This is a genomic window from Micromonospora terminaliae (assembly GCF_009671205.1).
In the GTDB taxonomy this organism is placed as follows: domain Bacteria; phylum Actinomycetota; class Actinomycetes; order Mycobacteriales; family Micromonosporaceae; genus Micromonospora; species Micromonospora terminaliae.
Genome location: NZ_CP045309.1, coordinates 6,305,788 through 6,324,828 on the forward strand (window position 1 = coordinate 6,305,788; position 19,041 = coordinate 6,324,828).

Consider the following 19,041-nt stretch of genomic DNA (forward strand, 5'->3'; position numbering starts at 1 on the left):
CGCTGCGCAGCCGGCCGGTGACCGTCCCACCGGGACGGTCACCGGCTCGATACGGTCAGCCGTACAGCTGCCAGCTGCCCTGCGCGACCACGTAGGTGGCGAGCGAGTCGGGCTCCATGCCGCCGTGCCGGGTCTCCGTGAAGGCGTACCCGCCCGCGATGCCCTCGGCCACCTGCATCTGCAGGAACGCCCGCAACCGTCCACGGTCGAGGCTGGTGGCGAGCCGGACCGACTCCGCCACGAGCTGGAGCGCGTCGGAGGCGTAGGGCGCGAAGGTGTCGGAGGTGCCGTACCGCTGGGTGTAGCGGTAGTTGAAGTCCCGCCGTTCCAGGTCCGTCGTGCTGGTCGCGCTCAGCGCGGAGGCACCCAGGCCGGCCGGGTGCACGGCGTACGCCCCCTCGACCGCGGCGGCGTTGGCCTCGCTCAGGGTGTCCTCGGAGATCGCTCCGGCGTCGAAGAAGAGCTGCCCGTCGTAGTCGGCCCGGCGCAGTTCCCGGGCCGCCACACCGGAGTCCGGCGCCGTGCCCCAGACGATGACCCCGCCCGGCTCGGCGGCGGCGATGCGCCGGGCGGCGCCGGCGAAGCTCCGCCCGGTGGCGGGCAGCCGGACCGTGCGGACCAGCTCCACGTCCGCGGCCTGCAGCGCCGTACGCACCGCACGCACGCCGGAGTCGCCGTGCAGCCCGTCGGCGGCCAGCAGGGCGACCTGCCGTACCCGCTTGGCCCGGACCAGGTCCGCGAGCCGGCGGGCCACGTCGACGGCGTCCGGGGTGACCTGGAAGCTGAAGGTGCGCTCGGCGATCGGCAGCACGACGCCGTCCCCGAGACCCACCGAGATGAACGGGGTCTTGATTTTCTGGGCCGCTTCCGCGAGGGCCACCGACGTCTCGGCCAGAGTGCCACCGATCAGGGCCCGCGCGCCCGCGCGGGTCAGCTCGGCCGCCTGACGGGCCGCCACCGTGGGGTTGCTGCGGTTGTCCTGGATCACCAGGCGGACCGACCGCCGGCGGTTGCCCACCGGAATGCCGGCCCGGTTCAGCGCCTCCGCGGTGATTTCGAGGGCGCGCTGCTGGGGCACGCCGAGCGCGGCGCCCCGGCCGGTCAGTTCCAGGCTGGCGCCGACGACGAGGTCCTGGTCGCCGGGTGCGCTACTGGCCGAGGAGCCGTCGTCCGGTCGCTCGCCCGGCTGCCCGCAGCCGGCGAGCAGCAGGCTGGCGGCTGCCGCGGCGAGGACCCCCCGCCGGGTGAGCACAGAGGAGTCGATCGCCGGTGTCGCCATTGGAGCCGCCTTCCCACCCCCGGCGAACACCCGCCGCCGGCTGGTCCGCCGGGTATGCTCCCGGCCGGCCGCGCCCGGCGTCAAATTATCCGGGTGTGGGCAGGAACACGCAGGTGGGGTGGGACGTGGCTCCGATCAGGACCGGTAGCCCGCGGAGCGGTACTCGTACTCCCGCTCGTCGTCGCGGTCGCCGGTGTCCCGGCTGAAGTCCCAGCCGCCGGCCGCCTCCCGGCCGGGGCGGCCGCCGACGGCGAAACCGCCGATCTCCTGGCCGCGCCGCCAACCCCGGAAGTACCCGGTCGTGTTCTCGGCGAGGCTGGCCGCGTTGCGGACGATCCGGAGTGGACGCTCCTCCCGCAGCGGCGAGCCCGGCACCAGGTTGGCCTGCGGGACCCGCTTGGGCAGGCCGGCCTTGGTCTCGTCGCCCACCGAGGGGCGGGCCGCCTGCTCGGCCGCCTGCCAGCCGGTGTCCGCGGTGGTCGACCAGTCCAGGTCGGCCTCGTCGCCGTGCCCGACGAACCAGGCGGACTTGGCCTGCGCGAAGATCAGCAGGTCGCCGTCGCCCTCGTCGGAGACCGGCGGCGGCCGGTGCTCCTTGGGCGCGGGGCGCCGCTCCAGCGGGGCGGGCGCCTCGGCGCGGGGGGCCGGGCGGGTCTGCCGGTTGTCCTCCGGCCGGTCGACCAGCCGGAGCGGCGGCGTGTCCAGCCCGGGGTCGGTCGGCGGGTTCAGCTCGTTGCGCAGCGCCCGGTCGGCCAGCGGCGGCGGCTCCACCAGCCGCAGCATCGGCGGCTCCTGCGGCAGGTCGTCGGCGAGCCAGGGCGGGGTGACCCGGCCCGGGTCGCTCGGCGCGTCCACGCTCCGCCCGTACGAGTACGCCGGCGGCGCCTCCCTGGCCCGGTCGTCCTGGTCGTCGCCGTTGTTGACCAGCGGCCAGTTGGCCCGGGAGCCCGGGGGAGCAGTCTCCTGGCCCGGACGGGGCGTCGGCACCGGGATCGTCAGGTCGGTGGCGCTGAAGCCACCGGTCGGCGGCTCCTGGTTGGTCTTGGGCCGCGGCGGGATGACCGTGCGCTGCCGCTCGGCCCGGGCCTTGTTGATCGCCGCGGTGGTCAGCGTGGGGCGGAACGGCTCCCCGGCCTCGGCCGGCGGCACCGTGCCGCGCTGCGCCGGGGCGATCGGGGTGATCCCGGGCGGCGGCGGTGGCGGGGCGGAGATCGGCCGGTTGGTCGGCCCGTCCACCCGCGACGGAAGCGGCGCACCGGTCGGCTCGGGGCGGGCGGTCGGCGCGGAGGCCGGCCGGCCGAGGGAGGCGGCCGGGGTGACCGGGGCCGGGGCGACCGGCGGCGGTGCGACCGGGGCGGGCGCCACCGGCGGCGGGCCGAGCGGCCGGGGGGATGTCGTGGGGGCCGGACCGGAGACCGGCTCGGGGCGGCTGCGCCGACCCGCCAGCCCGGAGACCGGCTCGGGACGGCTGCGCCGCCCGGCCTGCTCGGCGACCGGCTCGGGTTCGGTGGGGCGCACCGGGCGCAGCCCGGCGGGGGTCGACGGGGCCAGCTCCTCGACCTGCTCGCCGCGGCGTGCGGCGGCCCGGCGACCGGGCGCCGGAGCCGGTGTGGTGACCCGGGCGGTGAGCGCCCCGACCAGGGCGTCGCAGCCCGCGTCGCAGGCCCGGACGGAGGCGACGGCCTGCCGCACGGTCTCGGCGACGGCCGCGGTGAGCGCCCGGTTGACAGTGGCCCGCCGGGGCGTCTCGCTGATGGCGACCCGCAGCGCGGTCACCGCGTCCTCGATGGTGTCGGGGTCGGCCACGCCCTCGGCGGCCAGGTGGGCGGCGACGGCGTCCGCCGCCACGGCGACCTCGCGGCCGCGGGCCACCGTGCCGGCGAGCATGCCCGGCTCGGGCAGCGCGTCGAGGACGGCCAGCGAGACCGGTTCGGCCGGGTCGGGGTACGCGCGCAGCGCGGCCGGGTAGAGCTCGCGGAGCACCTCGCGCAGCGCCACGGCGGCGGAGTGCCGGCCGCTGGCCAGCGCCGCGTGGGCGGCGAGGACCTGCTTGTAGTTGGCGAGGTCGCGCGGGGCCGGGAGGGTCACCGCGGAGAGCGCGCCGGCCTGGAGCGCCCGGGCCAGCCCGACCGCCCGGCGCTCGGCCGGCGGGGACTGCATCTCCTCCAGCGAGTCGTCGTCGGCGAACCGCTCGGCGAAGTCGTCGACCGAGTCGTCGTCCGCGATCGCCAGCGGCCGGCCCGCCCCGCTCAGCAGCGAGGTGACCGTGTGGTCGTCGCTGTCGGCCGCGATCGCCGCACCGCTCGGCCCGCCCGACCGCTCCACGAGCAGCGCGACCAGCTGGGCGTAGCCAGCCGGGTCGTCGCCGATCTCGCAGACATGCAGCAGACGGCCTGCGTCATCGACCACAGCGGACGTCAGCGTCGATCCGGCCGAAGCCGACCGGTCGGCCGAATCCGCCGAGGCCAGACCGCAGTACACGCGCACGAGCGCCACGGCGTCGTCCTCCTCCCGGGACCCACAGGTCAAGTTCTGCCAGAGACTGATGCTCCCCGCTCCGGGTCAGTCGCGCCAGTCCACAACAGCAGAGATCTTGCCGACAATGGTGCGCCAACCCAAACTTGCGGTTTGTGCCCCGATTTTCTTCAGCCGCCGCCGGCCCAGGAATCCACCGATTCCGCCATTGACAGAAGCGCGCAGCGCCTCGTCCAGGTCGTCGAGGCTGGAGCCGGCGGAGAGCATGTCGAGCACGGCCGGTAGCCGGAGCGCGTACGACAGGTCACGGGCGATCTCGCCGGCTTCGATCAACAGCGTCGGGTCCCACGCGTCGTGGCCGCCGCGGAGGTTCTCCACTACCAGGTCGAGCTCGTAGGTGTCCTCGTCCAGCGGGGCGATGTCGGCCGGTTCCACCCGTTCGGACAGTTCATTCCAGCTGTCCAGTTGGGACAGGTCGTTGGGCGCACCGGAACGGATGAAACTGACCAGCGACTCCGGGGTCTTGAACAGCAGCAGCTTGCCGCGGTGGCTGAGGAAGACGGGTACCTCCTCGTCGCCGGCCTCGTCCTCGTCCGACTCGTCCTCGTCCTCCTCGTCGGCGGCCTCGGCCTCCTCGGCGGTGTCCTCGTCCGCGGCCGCCTCGGCCTTGCCGCGCCGGCGGCGCCGGGCCGGCTCCTCGTCGTCCTCGTCCTTCTCGGCGGCGAGGGCGGCGAACTCCTCGTCGAGGATCACCACCTCCTCGTCGTCCTCGGTCTCGAGGACCTGGCGGCGAGCCAGGAAGGGGTCGTCCTCGTCGCGCTCGGCGACGTCGGTCGGGGTCAGCTCACGCGCCGGCCGGTAGGCCCGCAGCGTGAAACCGGTGCCGGCGGGCAGGGCGATCTCCACCGGGTCGATCCGCAGCTCGTCCCAGAGGGCGCGGTCCGCCGCCGGGCGGTCGACCTCGACCTCGTCTGCTGCCGCCGACGCGGTGGTGTCGTCGAGCTCGGGCTCGTCGGCGTCGGGCCGTTGGGGCGACTGGCGGGCCACGCTGACCTCCGTGTGCTTTCGGGTTGCCCACCCGGCGGCGATCGGCCGCCGAGTGACTCTGCGCACATACCCTAGTGGGCGTCCTGCCGTCGCCGGGAGCCGCACCCCGGTGGCGTCCCGACCCGCGGACAAGTAGTCTTGCTACACATGAAGGCCCAGGCGCTGCACGGACACCTGGACGCGCTGCTGCTCGCGGTGCTGGAGCAGGGCGCCCTGCACGGCTACGCGATCATCGAGGCGCTGCGGGCCCGCAGTGGCGGCGCGCTGGACCTGCCCACCGGCACGATCTATCCGGCGCTGCGCCGCCTCGAACGGGCCGGCTACGTGGTCAGCGCCTGGAGCACCGTCAACGGCCGGGAGCGGCGCACCTATCAGCTCACCGAGGCCGGCGGCCGGGCGCTCGCCGGGGAACGCGCGGGGTGGCAGGAGTTCAGCACCACCGTGGGCCGCTTCCTCGGCGCCGGAGAGCCGCCCGCCACCCCGGCCTGAACCGGCCCCGCGGTCAACCGGCGACGCGCGGCCCGACGGCGGTCCGCAGCCAGCAGCGGGCGGCCCGCGCCAGGGCGAACCAGCCCGCGCTGACCAGCACCGCCCCGATGATCATCGGTGGCCAGGTCAGCGCCGCGTCCCAGAGGTGCACCGACCAGCCGAACAGCGCGCTGCCGGCGAGCGCGCCGAGCGCCAGCCCGCCGGTCAGCCCGAAACCCACCGCGCGCGCCAACCGGCCGAGCCGGGGTGATCCGTGCCGCGCGGCGAGCACGCCCAGCACCAGCCCGGCCAGGGCCAGCCCGGCCACGAGGCGCCAGATCTCGTCCAGCGAGGCGGAGAGCAGCAGGTAGCCCTCCGGTGGGCGGGGACCGTCGCTCCAGCTCGACCCCCGCCAGGTCAGGTCGCCGCCGACCATCAGCACCACCGCCACCGCCAGCGCCCGCAGCGCCAGCCCGCGCAGCGCCCCGGCGGCCAGCTCGGCCTGGTAGCCGGGAGCGAGCTGGGCCGGGGTGCCGAACTCGGCCACCGCCCGCCGCTCGGCCTCCGCAGCCGGCAGGCCACCCTCCCGGTACGCCTCGACGGCGTCCTCCAGCGCGTGCCGCGCCTCGGTCAGCAGGTCCGCCTTGAGCCGGGCCGGCCCGTGCAGCTGCCCGGCCAGCTCGCGCAGCCGCTCGTCGACGCGGATCTCCTCGTACCCCCGCATGGGACCACCCTGCCACCGGACCGGGGCCGGCCGCGTCGGGGAAAACCCCGGAAACGCTCAGGGGGCGAGGGCCAGGTAGCCGCGCTCGGCCGCCTCCTGGAGCAGCCACTGTTCCCGGTACCAGCCCGGGCGGGCGACCAGGTCCTCGTGCCGGCCACGCTGCACCACCCGGCCCGCGTCGAGGACCACGATCTCGTCCAGCCCGGCGAGGCCGCTGAGCCGGTGGCTGATCAGCAGCACCGAGTGCCCGGCCGGGGTGGCGGCCAGCGTCGACGCGAGCACCGCGTCCGCGGCCGCGGGATCGAGCCCCTCGGTCGGCTCGTCCAGCACCAGCACCGGCGGGGCGGCGAGCAGCGCCCGGGCCAGCGCGAGCCGCTGCCGCTGCCCCCCGGAGAGCTGCCCGCCCTGCTCGCCGACCACGGTCTCCCAGCCGTCGGGCTGGGCGCGTACCCAGTCCAGCAGGCCGGCGGCCCGGGTGGCGGCGGCCAGCTCCGCCTCGTCGGCGCGGGGCCGGCCGAGCAGCAGGTTCTCCCGGACCGTGGCGTGGAAGACGTACGCCTCGGCGAGCAGCCCGCCGACCGTCCGGGGCAGCTCGTCGGTGGGTAGGCCGGACACGTCCACGCCGCCCACGGTGACCCGGCCGGCGTCGGGGCGTACCGCGCCGGTGAGCACGGCGGCCAGGGTGCTCTTGCCGGCGCCGCTCGGCCCGACCACGGCCACCCGCCGGCCGGCCGCCAGGTCGAGGTCGACTCCCGCCAGGGCGGGCGGCGCACCCTTGCGGTAGCGGACCGTCACGCCCGTGAACCGGACGTCGTGCCCGCCCGGCGCCGGCTCGGCAGGTGCGGCGGGCGCCGCTTCCCCGGCCTCGGCGAGCAGCTCGGCCACCCGGGCCAGGCCGGCGCGCAGCTGGGTGCGCTGCCGGGCCGCCCCGACCAGCGCGAGGGACACCTCGACGGCGGCCAGCGTGCCCACCGCCAGGACACCGACCAGCACCCCGCCGACGCCCGCGCGCAGCGCGACGACCACCACGGCGGCCGCGGTGAGCCCGCCGACCAGCACCCCGGCCGCGTCCACGGCGAAGCCGGTCGCGGCGAGCCGGCGTTCCAGCCGGGCCAGGCGACCGGCGCGGCGCTCGGCCGCGGCCAGCGCGGCGCTCGTCGCACCGAAGGCCGCCAGGTCGGCGGCGCCGTGGGTCAGGTCGACCGCGTCCACCGCGAGCGCGCCGCGCAGCGGGGCCACCTCGTCGGCGGCCCGACGGGTGAGCCGGGCGGCCAGTACGGGCAGCGCCACCCCGGCCACCAGCAGCCCGATGGCGAGGACGCCCGCGGCCGGCGGCGAGATCAGCGCGGCGCTCCCGACGGCGAGCAGGCTCACCAGGGCGGCCGCCGCACCCGGCACCAGCACCCGCAGCAGCAGGTCCTGTACGGCCTCCACGTCGGAGACCAGCCGGCTCAGCGCGTCGCCGGTGCGCTGGGCGGCGGCGTCCCGCCGGGCGGTCAGGGTGGCGAAGACCCGGGCCCGGACATCGGTGATCATGCGGAGCACGGCGTCGTGGCCGGCCAGCCGTTCGGTGTACCGGAGGACGCCCCGGCTGACCGCGAGGGCGCGCACCGCGACGATCGCCACGGTGAGCCGGTCCAGTGGTGGCCGGCCGGCGGCGCTCATGAGCAGCCAGGTGGCCGTGGCCATGAGGGCCAGGCCGGCGAACTCGGTGGCCGCGGCGAGCAGCCCGGCGCCGAGGAGGCGGCCCAGGTAGGGCCGGGCCAGCCGCAGCACCGCCCGCTCGGCGCCCGCGCCGCCCGCGACACCGGCCGGCGCGGCGGCGGCGACGGTCGGGGCCGGACCGTCCGGCAGCAGTTCGGCCGGGCTCGCCTCGGCGGCGACCGGCGGGCCCGGATCCCGGCCGGCCGGGGTGACCCCGTCCCGGGCGACGCCGCCCGGCACCGCCCGCACCGGCTGGTCCGGCCCGTCGGGACGCTCCGGTCCGTCGGTCATGGCGTCACCTTCCCGGCCGGTACGGGGCTCAGCTCGGTGACCCGGCCGTCCTCGACGCGGAGGATCCGGTCGGCGTCCTCCAGCAGCGCGGGCCGGTGTGCGACCAGCAGCGCGGTCCGCCCGGCGACGAGCCGCCGGGTGGCCGCGAGCACGACCGCCTCGCTGGCGCTGTCCAGCCGGGCGGTCGGTTCGTCGAGGAGCACCAGCGGGGCGTCCCGCAGGAACGCCCGGGCCAGCGCGACCCGCTGCCGCTGCCCGCTGGACAGCCCGTACCCGCGCTCGCCGAGCGTGGTGCCGAGACCGTCGGGCAGGGCGGCGACCACCTCGTCCAGCGCGGCGTCGGTGACCGCGCCGCCCAGCGCGGCGTCCGGGGTGTCGGGGGCGCCGAGGCGGATGTTGTCGGCCAGTGAGCCGGCGAAGAGGTGGGCCCGCTGCGGCACCCAGGCCAGCTCCCGCCGCCAGGCGTCCAGGTCGACGCCGGCGAGGTCCACCCCGTCGACGGTGACCCGGCCGGCGGTCGGGGTGACGAAGCCGAGCAGCAGGTTGAGCAGGGTGGTCTTGCCCGCCCCGCTGGGCCCGATGACGGCGACCCGTTCGCCGGGGCGGATGGTGAGCGTGACGTCCCGCAGCGCGGTGGTCCGCTCGTACGCGACGGTCACGCCCTCGAAGCGGATCTCGCCGCGGCCGGCCGGCGCCGGCCGCGCTGCCTCCGGGGTGGCCGCCTCGGGTGCCGCCGAGAGGGTGAGCGCCTCGTCCAGCGCGGTCAGCCCCTCCATGCTGGCGTGGAACCGGCTGCCCGCCGCGCGCAGCGGCAGGTACGCCTCCGGGGTGAGCAGCAGCACCAGCAGCGCCGTGGAGAGGGTGATCCCGCCGCCGAGCAGCCGGATGCCGACTGGCACGGCGACCAGCGCGACCGAGAGGGTGGCGACCAGTTCGAGGACCAGCGCCGACAGGAAGGCGATCCGCAGCGTCTTCATGGTGGCCTGCCGGTGCCCGTCGGCCATCCGGCGTACGACGTCGACCTGCGCCCGGGCCCGGCCGAACGCGCGCAGGGTGGGCAGCCCGGCCACCATGTCGAGGAAGTGCCCGCCGAGCAGCGACAGCCGCCGCCACTGCCGCTCGGTGGCGGCCTGCGCCTGCCAGCCGAGCAGCGCCCCGAACACCGGGATGAGCGGGATGGTCAGCGCAATGATCAGCGCCGAGCTCCAGTCGGCGAGCACGATCCGGGCCAGCACGGCCAGCGGCACGGTCACGCTCAGCACGAGCTGCGGCAGGTAGCCGGTGAAGTACGGGTCGAGCGCGTCCAGGCCGCGCCCGGCGAGCGTGGCGAGCTGCCCGGCCCGCCGGCCGGCCACCCAGGTGGGGCCGTGCCGGCCGACCGCGCGCAGCAGGTCGGCCCGGAGCGCCGCCTTGACCGTCGCCGCGGCCCGGGCCGCAACGGTGCCCTGCGCCCAGCTCACCAGCGCCCGGGCCGCGACCGCCGCCACGAAACCGGCCAGCGCCGGCCGGTGCAGCCGCCCGTCGACCGCGGTGGCCAGGAGGGTCGCCAGCGCGGTGGCCTGCGCGACCACGAGCAGCGCGGTCAGCCCGCCCAGCACCGCGAGCACGGCGAGGTCGCGCCGGGCCGCGGGGACCCGGCGCAGCAGCTGCGGGTCGAACGGGCGGCGGTTCACCAGTACACCGGTGCCCTGCCGTCGGTCCGTCCCCGGAACACCCACCAGCACATCGCCTGAAAGCCTAGTAGGGCCGGGACGAGCGGCAGCGCCAGCCAGCCCAGCAGCGCCAGGGTGGGCCCGCTCGCGGCCGCGTCGGCCACGGTCAGGGACGCCGCCGGGTCGGCAGTGGAGACCAGCACGCGGGGCCAGAGCGCCGCACCGACCAGCGGCACCGGCAGGGCCAGCGCCACGCTGGTCGCCGCGAAGGCCACCCCGCCCCGGCCCCGGCGCAGCGCCGCGCGGGCCACCAGCAGGGCCGCCACCAGCGCCAACGGCAGGAGTACGGCCACCGCCGGGCGGGCCACGGCGGCGCGTACCCGATCGGAGAGCAGGCCCAGGACGGTGGCGGTGGCGACCGCGGTGAGCGCCGCCGGCACCACGCCGCGGGCCAGCCGGGCGACCGACGGGACGTCGGCGGCCGGCAGCCGGAGCGTGAGGAAGGTCGCACCGTGCACGGCGACCAGCGCGAGCAGGGCCAGCGCGGCGGCGGCCACGAACGGGGTGAACAGGTGACCGGCCCCGGGCGGGTGCCCGTCGCCGGCCGGCGGCACACCCTGGAGCAGCGCCCCGAGCAGCGCCCCCCAGCCGAGCGCGGCGAGCACGCTGCCGGCCACCACGACCCGGTCCCAGCCGGCACGGGCGGCGGGGGACCGGGGCCGGCTGCGCAGCTGCACCCCGGCCGTCACCAGCACCACGCCGGCGAGCGCGCCGAGGACGGCCGGGTAGCAGCCGGACAGCAACTCGCCCTCCAGCGTGGGGAAGGCGCCGAACAGGATGCCGACCGCGGCCACCAGCCAGACCTCGTTGCCGAGGAAGAACGGCCCCACCGCGTTCAGCGCGGCCCGGCGGGCCTCGGGTGTCGCGCCCCGGGCCAGCAGCAGCCCGACGCCGTAGTCGTAGCCGCCCAGCACCAGGTAGGCGGCGAAGAAGAGGCCGAGCAGGGCGTACCAGACGAGTTCCACGGCGGGCTCCCTCAGGCGAACACGGGGTGGGGGTGGTGGTCGGTGTCCGGCGCGGGCGGGCGGCCCAGCGCGGGGTCGTGCGCGCCCCGGGCGGCGTGCCGGGCCAGCAGCACCCAGTTGGTGACGGCCAGGCTGCCGAGCAGCACGGTGAAGCCGATCAGCGAGGTGAGCATCAGCCCGGGGCTCACCGGCGAGACGGCCTGCCCGGTCGGCAGCAGCCCGTACGCGACCCAGGGCTGGCGCCCCACCTCGCGGGCGATCCAGCCGAGGATCACCGCGACGAAGGGCAGCGGCACGGCGAGCAGCACCAGCCAGAGCGGGAACTTCAGCCGGATGAGCCAGTCCCGCCAGAGCAGCGGCAGCAGGAACCAGACGCAGCCCAGCGTGAAGCCGATCATGATCATGAAGCCCAGGCCGACGTTGGATAGCACCGGTGGCGTGTAGTCGCCCGGGCCGAACCGCGCCGTCCACTCGGCGACCAGCGCGTCGCGGTCGGCCCCGCCGCCGAACTTGGTCGGCTGGAGTTCACCTATCGGCCCGAACTGCGCGAAGCCGAAGCCCTGGAGCGTGGTCACCGCGAGCGCCGCGGTGATCAGGCCGAGCCGCAGCGACTTCCGGAAGAGCGCGAAATCGGGGGTACGCCGGATCAGGTGCCAGGCGCTGACCGCGGCCATCAGCATCCCGCCGGTGACCAGGCCGGCCGAGACCACGTGGCCGAAGGCGAAGCCGAGGGTGGGGTTGGTCAGCAGCGCGCCGAAGTCGGTGAGGTGGGCGACGCCGTCGCGCACCTCGTAGCCGACGGGGTGCTGGAGCCACGCGTTGGCCACCATGATCCAGAATGCCGAGGCGTACGCGGTGAGCGCGACGCCCCAGAGCAGCGCCAGGTGGACGCCGCGCCGCAGCCGGTGCCAGCCGAAGATCCACATGCCGAGGAACGTGGACTCCAGGAAGAACGCGACCAGCGTCTCGATGGCCAGCGGCGCCCCGAACACGTTGCCCACGTAGCGCGACAGGCCGCTCCAGTTCAGCCCGAACTGGAACTCCATGACGATCCCGGTGGCGATCCCGAGCACGTAGTTGATCACGTAGAGCTGGCCCCAGAAGCGGGTCAGCCGCTCGTAGACCGGTTTGCCCGTGACGAAGCCGGCGGTCTGGAGGCCGACCAGCAGCGTGACCAGGCCGAGAGTGACCACCGCGAACAGGAAGTGGATCGAGGTGGTCGTGGCGAACTGCAGGCGGGCGAGGAGCAGGGGGTCCATGGCCGTTCCTCCCACGGGTTGACTCGCTTCTCATAGCGAGCCTACACGTAGTCTCGCTACCTATGCGGCCCGGTGGCGGCGCCGGGCCGGGTTCCCGTCGGTCAGCTCAGGAAGAGGGAAATCGGCAGGGCGACCAGCAGGGACGCGACCGACAGCGCAGTGGCGCCGAGCACCCGCGGCGGCTCGTCCGCGACCATGAGCCGCTGCATCCGCACGTCGAGGTCGCGGTCGCCCAGGCCCAGCGTGCCGGCCGGGGTGACCCGGTGCCCGGCGGCGGCGAACCGGCGCAGCGCACCCGCCAGAGGCTCCCCCGCGTGCAGCTCACGGGCCTTGTCGTCGGCGCGCATCTCGACCAGCAGCGCCACCCGCTCGTGCGCGTCCCGCACCCAGCGGAACCAGGGCAGCGCCCGGCAGAGCGCGGTGAACGGGAGCAGCACCAGGTCGTGCCGCTCTTGGGCGTGCGCGCGCTCGTGGGTGAGCACGGCCGCCAGCTCCGCCCGGTCGAGCAGGCTCAGCGTGCCGGCGCTCACGACCACCCGCGGCTTCACCCCGGGAAGGCAGTACGCCGCCGCGCTCGGGTGGTCGAGCACCAGCGCGCCGGGCACGGTCGGGTCGCGGCGGGCGACCAGGCTGAGCAGCTCCCGGTGCCGGCGCTGGGCGCGGACGCTGCCGTGGATGCTGCGCACGGTCGTGGTGAGCAGCACCGCGCCGATGCCGAAGCCGACCCCGACGAGGCCCAGGTGCAGCGCGCCCAGCCCGGCCGGCAGGGTGCCGTGGGCCAGGTCGTCGACGAGGGTCAGCAGGGCGCTACCGGTCGGCAGCCCGTACGCGCTCAGCCCGAGCGCCATGGGCAGCCCCATGGCGGACAGGCCGAGCGCCAGCCCGACCGCCTGCCAGCAGACGATCGCCACCCGCGGGGCCTGCCAGGTCCACCGCGCGGCGGCCAGGACCTGCGCGGTCAGCCAGCAGGCCAGGATGGTCGCGGCGAAGTGCAGGGCGTACGCCACGGCGGCCGCCCTACCGGTCCGTCGCCTCGTCGAGCGCCGGGCCACCGGCCCGCGGGTCCTCGACCCGGTCGGTCAGCCCGGCCTCGGCGCTGAGCGCCGCGCGCAGCACGTCCGCCTCGGTGCCGGTCACCGAGCGGGCGAAGCGCACCAACGCGGCGTCCCGGCTGCCACCGAGGTCGAGAGCGTCGAGCATGAGCTGGGCGATGTGCGCCTCGCGGGTGGCGGCCGGCCGGTAACGCCAGGCCCGCCCCTCCCGCTCGCGCTGCACCATGCCCTTGCCGGCGAGCCGGTCGAGCACGGTCATCACCGTCGTGTAGGCCAGCTCGCGCCCGTCCAGGGCGTCGGCGACCTCGCGTACGGTCACGCCGTCCGACGTGGCGGGGACCGAGTCCCACAGCACGTCCATCACCGCACGTTCCAGATCACCGAGCCGAGTCACCCCGTAATCCTACCTCGCGTAGTAGGTGACCCCGCAGGCCGGCAGGGGGCTACCCGACCGCCCAGTCGGCCAGGCCCCGGAGCAGGAGGAGAACCAGCAGCGGAGCCCCGATCACCCAGGCGAACACCGCCGTGGTGAACAGCGCTCCGCTGATGCGGCGGCGCGGCTCGGTGGCCCGGTCGGTGCCGGCCGCCGCCGCCCGGCGGCGGGCCGAGGGCGGGCGGAAGTCGAGCGGGTCCGCGCGGCGGGTCGGCCGGACGAACAGCCCGCCGGCGCAGGCGAGCACCGCCACCGACAGCAGCACGCAGGCGAGCCAGGCGGGATACAGGCCGGACGGGTCGCGCCGGCCGCCGCCGACCTGGGCCGGGGCGAGCGGGGCGACCGCCCAGGCCGCCGCGGCGACCAGCACCCCGTACCCCAGGAGCAGCCCGGTCGTGGCCCACGCCCGCCGGACCGGCAGCCCGGCCGCGGCGGCCGGCGGCGTGTGCACGAGCGTGCCGATCGGCACCGCGAGCAGGAAGAACAGGATCTGGGCGTAGCCGTGCGGGTGCCAGTGCCGCTGCGCCGCCCGGGCTCCGGCGGCGGCACCGGACAGGTCGACGAGCCAGAGCGTGCCGGCGGCGGCGACACCGAGGGCCAGCAGGCTCAGCACGACGCGCGTCGCCCGGCTCTCGACGGCCGGAAAGGGGTTGATCACGCCCAGCAGGGTAGGGCAGGCCCGCACCGGAAAGAGTGGCCGTCCGCTCGGCGGAGGCCACTCTTCCCGTTCGGTACGGGGTCAGACGCCCTTGGGGTGCCAGACCGTCTTGGTCTCCAGGAGCGTGGTCATCCGGGTGACGCCCGGGTCGGCGTACCAGTCGTTGTCGGCCGGGGCCGGCCGGAGCACCCGCTTCAGGTTCTCCGCGGCCTTGACCTCCAGCTCCGCCGCCAGCTCGGCGTCGGCGACCCCGGTCAGGTCGATGGCGTTGACGTCCATGTGCGCCGCCAGCGTCGGCACGGTCTCGGACAGCCGGCCGGTGAGGATGTTGACCACTCCGCCCGGCAGGTCGGAGGTGGCCAGCACCTCGGCCAGGGTCACGGCCGCCAGCGGCGCCGACGGGGAGGCCGCCACCACCACGGTGTTCCCGGTCACGATCGCCGGGGCGATCACGCTGACCAGGCCGAGCAGCGCCGGGGACTCGGGGGCCACCACGGCCACCAGGCCGGTCGGCTCGGGCGCGGAGAGGTTGAAGTACGGCCCGGCCACCGGGTTCGCACCGCCGTAGACCTGGGGGAGCTTGTCGGACCAGCCCGCGTACCAGACCCAGCGGTCGATGGCCGCGTCCACCTCGTCGGCGGACGCGCCCAGGGCGACGAACTGGTCCCGCCGGCCCTCCAGCATCTCGGCGACCCGGTAGAGGATCTGACCGCGGTTGTACGCGGTCGCCCCGGCCCAGCCCTTCACGGCGGCCCGGGCGGCGACGACGGCGTCCCGCGCGTCCTTGCGCGAGGCCAGCGACACGTTGGAGTCCTGCACGAGATACGACCGTCCCGACTCGCTGCGCGGGAACTTCCCGCCGATGAAGAGCTTGTACGTCTTGCGTACCGCGACCCGCTCAGACATTGAGGTACGCCTCCAGCCCGTGCCGGCCGCCCTCGCGACCGTAGCCCGACTCCTTGTAGCCGCCGAACGGCGAGGTGGGGTCGAACTTGTTGAACGTGTTGGCCCAGACCACGCCGGCGCGCAGCCGGTCGGCCATCCACAGGATCCGGGAGCCCTTGTCGGTCCAGATCCCGGCCGACAGCCCGTACGGCGTGTTGTTGGCCTTCTCCACGGCCTCGGCCGGGGTGCGGAAGGTCAGCACGGACAGCACCGGGCCGAAGATCTCCTCGCGGGCGATCCGGTGCGCCTGGGTGACACCGGTGAAGATGGTCGGCGCGAACCAGAAGCCGCGGTCCGGCAGCTCACACGGCGGCGACCAGCGCTCGGCGCCCTCGGCCGAGCCGGCCTCGGACAGCTCCCGGATCCGGGCGAGCTGCGCGGCCGAGTTGATCGCGCCGATATCGGTGTTCTTGTCCAGCGGGTCGCCGACCCGGAGCTGCGCCATCCGCCGCTTGAGCGACTCCAGCACCCGGTCGGCGACCGACTCCTGGATCAGCAGCCGGGAGCCGGCGCAGCAGACGTGCCCCTGGTTGAAGAAGATGCCGTTGACGATGCCCTCGACGGCCTGGTCGACGGGCGCGTCGTCGAAGACGATGTTGGCGGCCTTGCCGCCCAGCTCCAGGGTCAGCTTCTTGCGGGTGCCGGCGACCGCCCGGGCGATGGCCTTGCCGACCTCGGTGGAGCCGGTGAAGGCGACCTTGTCCACGCCCGGGTGCTCGACCAGGGCCCGGCCGGTCTCGCCGGCGCCCGTGACGATGTTGACGACGCCGGCCGGCAGGTCGGCCTGCTGGCAGATCTCGGCGAAGAGCAGCGCGGTCAGCGGGGTGGTCTCGGCCGGCTTGAGCACCACGGTGTTGCCGGCCGCGAGCGCCGGGGCGATCTTCCAGGCCAGCATGAGCAGCGGGAAGTTCCACGGGATGACCTGCGCCGCAACCCCAAGGGGTTGCGGGTTCGCGCCGAAGCCGGCGTGCTCCAGCTTGTCGGCCCAGCCGGCGTAGTAGAAGAAGTGCGCGGCGACGAGCGGCACGTCGACGTCGCGGGACTCCTTGATCGGCTTGCCGTTGTCCAGCGACTCCAGCACGGCCAGCTCGCGGGAGCGTTCCTGGATGATCCGCGCGATCCGGTACAGGTACTTGGCCCGGTCCCGGCCCGGCATCGGACCCCAGACCTTCTCGTACGCCGCGCGGGCGGCGCGGACCGCCCGGTCCACGTCCTGGCTGCCGGCCTCGGCGATCTCGGCCAGCACCTCCTCGGAGGCCGGGTTGATCGACTTGAAGCTGCCGCCGTCGGTCGGGTCGACGAACTTGCCGTCGACGAAGAGCCCGTACGAGGGCTTGATGTCCACCACCGAGCGCGACTCGGGGGCGGGTGCGTATTCGAACATCGCGCTCAGTCCAGGGTGAAGTAGTCGGGGCCGGCGTAGACGCCGGTCGTCAGCTTGGTGCGCTGCATGAGCAGGTCGTTGAGGAGGCTGGACGCGCCGAACCGGAACCAGTCCGGGTCCAGCCAGTCGGCGCCGACGGTCTCGTTGACCATGACCAGGTACTTGATGGCGTCCTTGGTGGTCTTGATGCCGCCGGCCGGCTTCACGCCGACCTGCCGCCCGGTGGCGGCGCGGAAGTCGCGGACCGCCTCCAGCATCACGAGCGTCACCGGCGGGGTGGCGGCGACCGGGACCTTGCCGGTGGAGGTCTTGATGAAGTCGCCGCCGGCCAGCATGGCCAGCCAGGACGCCCGGCGCACGTTGTCGTAGGTGGCCAGCTCGCCGGTCTCCAGGATCACCTTGAGGTGGGCGTCACCACAGGCCTCCTTGGTGGCCACGATCTCGTCGTAGACCTCCTTGTAGCGGCCGGCCAGGAACGCGCCCCGGTTGATCACCATGTCGATCTCGTCGGCGCCGGCCGCGACGGCCGCCCGGGTGTCGGCGAGCTTGACCTCCAGCGGCGCCTGGCCCGACGGGAAGGCGGTCGCCACGCTGGCCAGGTGCACGCCGGAACCGCGCAGCACCTCGGCCACGTGGGGGACCATCGCGGGGTAGACGCAGACCGCGCCGACGTGCGGGCAGGACGGGTCGGCCGGGTCGGGGCGCAGCGCCTTGGCGGCGAGCGCCCGCACCTTGCCGGGGGTGTCGGCCCCCTCGAGGGTGGTCAGGTCGACCATCCGGATCGCCAGGTCGATGGCCTGGGCCTTCGCGGTGGTCTTGATGGAGCGGGTGCCGAGCTGTGCCGCCCGCTGCTCCGCGCCGACCTGGTCCACGCCGGGCAGGCCGTGCAGGAAGGTCCGCAGAGCGGTCTCGGATCGTCCCAGCTCGGAGAGCTCCGACCGGGCCGACGTCGCTGTCGCCGTCATGCCTCGAATACTACGCACCCGCGCGTCGAGTGATCTTGGTCACGGCGGGCCCGCAGCGGCGCTCGCACGTGAGCGGCGTCGCTGGTCCGCCCGCACCCGCGATGCGCCCGCCCCGCGACCGGTAGGTTGAGCGATCGTGGACGTACACGTCATTGACCACCCGCTCGCCCAGGCGCGGCTGACCGCCATGCGGGACGCCCGGACCGACTCGGCGTCGTTCCGGGCTGCGCTGCACGAACTCACCACCATGCTGGTGTACGAGGCCGCGCGCTCGTTCCCCGTCGAGAAGTACTCGATCCAGACCCCGGTCACCGCCACCGAGGGCACGCGGCTGGCGAACCCGCCGCTGCTGGTGCCGGTGCTGCGGGCCGGTCTCGGCATGGCCGACGCCGCACTCGGCCTGCTGCCCGAGTCGTCGATGGGCTTCGTCGGCCTGGCCCGCGACGAGCAGACGTACGAGCCCCGCGCGTACATGGAGTCGCTGCCCCGGGACCTCACCGGCCTGCCGGTGCTGGTGCTCGACCCGATGCTGGCCACCGGTGGCTCGCTGGAGCACTGCTGCCGGCTGCTCGCCGACCGCGGCTGCACCGACATCACCGTGCTCTGCGTGCTGGCCGCGCCGGTCGGCATCGAGCGGCTGGAGCGCTCCGGCCTGCCGCTGCGCCTGGTGACGGCGAGCATCGACGAGGGCCTGAACGACCGCATGTTCATCGTCCCGGGCCTCGGCGACGCCGGCGACCGCCAGTTCGGCGGCATGCCCCGCTTCTAACCCGACCCAGCCGTCGATCATGGAGTTGTGGCAGCGGACAAGCGTCACCTACCGCCCGCAATCCGGCGCCACCACTCCATGATCGACGCGCGGCGGGCGCGTTGGCTCCCCCGGCGTGCGGGGAGGCGCTAGCGTTCCGGGCCATGACTGGTGTTGCGCTCGCCGAAGAGCTGCTGCTGCTCGCCTATGACGACGAAACCGGCAAGGCGATCATGCCGCGGATCAGCCTGGACCTGGGCATGGCCGCCGCGGTGCTCGTCGAGCTGGCCCTGGCCGGCCGGATCGCGTACGCCGACGGGAACCTGGCGGTCCTCGACCCGGCCCCGACGGGCGAGCCGATCGCCGACGAGGTCCTCGCCCGGATCGCCGCCGACACCCCGCACACCCCGTCGTCGTGGGTGCAGCGGCTGCGGCACGGCCTGCGCGACCGGATCCTCGGCGACCTCTGCGGCCGGGGCGTGGTCCGCGACGTCGACGAGACCGAGCTGGGCTTCATCCACGTGCACCGCTACCCGGTGGCGGACGCCTCGGTGGAGGCCGACATCCGGCAGCGGCTGGCCGACGCGCTGACCGGCGGGCAGCTCCCGGACGAGCGGACCGCCGCGCTCGCCACGCTGGTCGCGGTGCTGCGGATGGAGCCGGCGCTCGGCCTGACCGGCACGGCGGCCGAGGACGCCGGCAAGCGCCTGGACGAGATCGCGGCGGGCGCCGGCTTCTCGGGCACGGTGAGCATCGACGACAGCGTCGTCCGCCCCTCGGTGAGCCTGGTGATCGCCGCCCTGGCCGAAGCGGTGGACGCCGCCCTGGGCAAGCGCCCCTGACGGCCTGGGCCCCCGGCCTCGCCCGTCGATCATGAAGTTGGCGGCAGGGAAAGCGATTGCCGACGCCGCCAACTTCATGATCACCGCCGA

The 19,041-nt window shown here is 75.4% G+C and carries 17 protein-coding genes; 3 read left to right on the plus strand and 14 right to left on the minus strand.

Annotation, left to right across the window (positions count from 1 at the left end; genetic code table 11):
• Positions 1 to 55 precede the first annotated feature (55 nt).
• From GCE86_RS29400 to GCE86_RS29410, 3 genes are all read right to left on the minus strand, one after another.
• A complete protein-coding gene (locus tag GCE86_RS29400; RefSeq protein ID WP_154229912.1) occupies positions 56 to 1,279 on the minus strand; it encodes an ABC transporter substrate-binding protein in 1,224 nt (407 codons plus the stop codon).
• 135 nt (positions 1,280 to 1,414) lie between these two features.
• Positions 1,415 to 3,808, minus strand: a complete 2,394-nt coding sequence (locus GCE86_RS29405; protein ID WP_154229913.1) for a transposase — start codon at positions 3,806 to 3,808, stop codon at positions 1,415 to 1,417.
• Between the two features lie 33 nt (positions 3,809 to 3,841).
• Entirely contained in the window at positions 3,842 to 4,843 is a 1,002-nt protein-coding gene (locus tag GCE86_RS29410) for a DNA primase (protein WP_208818148.1), read from the minus strand.
• A 105-nt stretch (positions 4,844 to 4,948) separates the two neighbouring features.
• Here GCE86_RS29410 and GCE86_RS29415 point away from each other — a divergent pair, with 105 nt between their 5' ends.
• Positions 4,949 to 5,290 (plus strand): PadR family transcriptional regulator, encoded by a 342-nt coding sequence (locus tag GCE86_RS29415; RefSeq protein WP_154229915.1) that lies wholly within the window; start codon positions 4,949 to 4,951, stop codon positions 5,288 to 5,290.
• 13 nt (positions 5,291 to 5,303) lie between these two features.
• On the opposite strand, the gene GCE86_RS29420 is transcribed toward GCE86_RS29415, so the two are convergent.
• From GCE86_RS29420 to deoC, 11 genes are all read right to left on the minus strand, one after another.
• Positions 5,304 to 5,993 carry a permease prefix domain 1-containing protein gene (locus GCE86_RS29420; protein WP_154229916.1) on the minus strand — a complete coding sequence of 230 codons (690 nt, stop codon included), beginning with the start codon at positions 5,991 to 5,993 and terminating at the stop codon, positions 5,304 to 5,306.
• Positions 5,994 to 6,050: 57 nt separating this feature from the next.
• Positions 6,051 to 7,988 (minus strand): thiol reductant ABC exporter subunit CydC, encoded by a 1,938-nt coding sequence (gene cydC, locus GCE86_RS29425; RefSeq protein WP_338106335.1) that lies wholly within the window; start codon positions 7,986 to 7,988, stop codon positions 6,051 to 6,053.
• The gene (gene cydD, locus GCE86_RS29430; protein WP_154229917.1) at positions 7,985 to 9,661 is read right to left on the minus strand and encodes a thiol reductant ABC exporter subunit CydD; all 1,677 of its coding nucleotides are present in this window, start codon (positions 9,659 to 9,661) and stop codon (positions 7,985 to 7,987) included. The genes cydC and cydD overlap by 4 nt, the downstream gene beginning before the upstream one ends.
• Positions 9,658 to 10,665: a cytochrome d ubiquinol oxidase subunit II gene (locus GCE86_RS29435; protein ID WP_154229918.1), complete on the minus strand. Its 1,008-nt coding sequence runs from the start codon at positions 10,663 to 10,665 to the stop codon at positions 9,658 to 9,660. Before GCE86_RS29435 ends, cydD begins: the two co-directional genes overlap by 4 nt.
• Positions 10,666 to 10,676: 11 nt before the next feature.
• A complete protein-coding gene (locus GCE86_RS29440) occupies positions 10,677 to 11,924 on the minus strand; it encodes a cytochrome ubiquinol oxidase subunit I (RefSeq protein ID WP_154229919.1) in 1,248 nt (415 codons plus the stop codon).
• Positions 11,925 to 12,025: 101 nt separating this feature from the next.
• Positions 12,026 to 12,931 (minus strand): M56 family metallopeptidase, encoded by a 906-nt coding sequence (locus GCE86_RS29445; RefSeq protein ID WP_154229920.1) that lies wholly within the window; start codon positions 12,929 to 12,931, stop codon positions 12,026 to 12,028.
• A gap of 10 nt (positions 12,932 to 12,941) precedes the next feature.
• The gene (locus GCE86_RS29450) at positions 12,942 to 13,370 is read right to left on the minus strand and encodes a BlaI/MecI/CopY family transcriptional regulator (protein ID WP_154229921.1); all 429 of its coding nucleotides are present in this window, start codon (positions 13,368 to 13,370) and stop codon (positions 12,942 to 12,944) included.
• Positions 13,371 to 13,419: 49 nt separating this feature from the next.
• Entirely contained in the window at positions 13,420 to 14,067 is a 648-nt protein-coding gene (locus GCE86_RS29455; protein WP_154229922.1) for a hypothetical protein, read from the minus strand.
• An 81-nt stretch (positions 14,068 to 14,148) separates the two neighbouring features.
• Positions 14,149 to 14,973 carry an aldehyde dehydrogenase family protein gene (locus GCE86_RS29460; protein WP_154229923.1) on the minus strand — a complete coding sequence of 275 codons (825 nt, stop codon included), beginning with the start codon at positions 14,971 to 14,973 and terminating at the stop codon, positions 14,149 to 14,151.
• Complete coding sequence (locus GCE86_RS29465) at positions 14,966 to 16,396, minus strand: aldehyde dehydrogenase family protein (protein WP_154229924.1); 1,431 nt, start codon at positions 16,394 to 16,396, stop codon at positions 14,966 to 14,968. The genes GCE86_RS29460 and GCE86_RS29465 overlap by 8 nt, the downstream gene beginning before the upstream one ends.
• Positions 16,397 to 16,401: 5 nt before the next feature.
• Complete coding sequence (gene deoC, locus GCE86_RS29470; protein WP_154229925.1) at positions 16,402 to 17,361, minus strand: deoxyribose-phosphate aldolase; 960 nt, start codon at positions 17,359 to 17,361, stop codon at positions 16,402 to 16,404.
• A 136-nt stretch (positions 17,362 to 17,497) separates the two neighbouring features.
• Between deoC and upp the strand changes: the two genes are divergently transcribed.
• Positions 17,498 to 18,130, plus strand: a complete 633-nt coding sequence (gene upp / locus GCE86_RS29475; RefSeq protein WP_154229926.1) for a uracil phosphoribosyltransferase — start codon at positions 17,498 to 17,500, stop codon at positions 18,128 to 18,130.
• 143 nt (positions 18,131 to 18,273) lie between these two features.
• Positions 18,274 to 18,951: a GOLPH3/VPS74 family protein gene (locus tag GCE86_RS29480; protein WP_154229927.1), complete on the plus strand. Its 678-nt coding sequence runs from the start codon at positions 18,274 to 18,276 to the stop codon at positions 18,949 to 18,951.
• Positions 18,952 to 19,041: the final 90 nt, after the last annotated feature.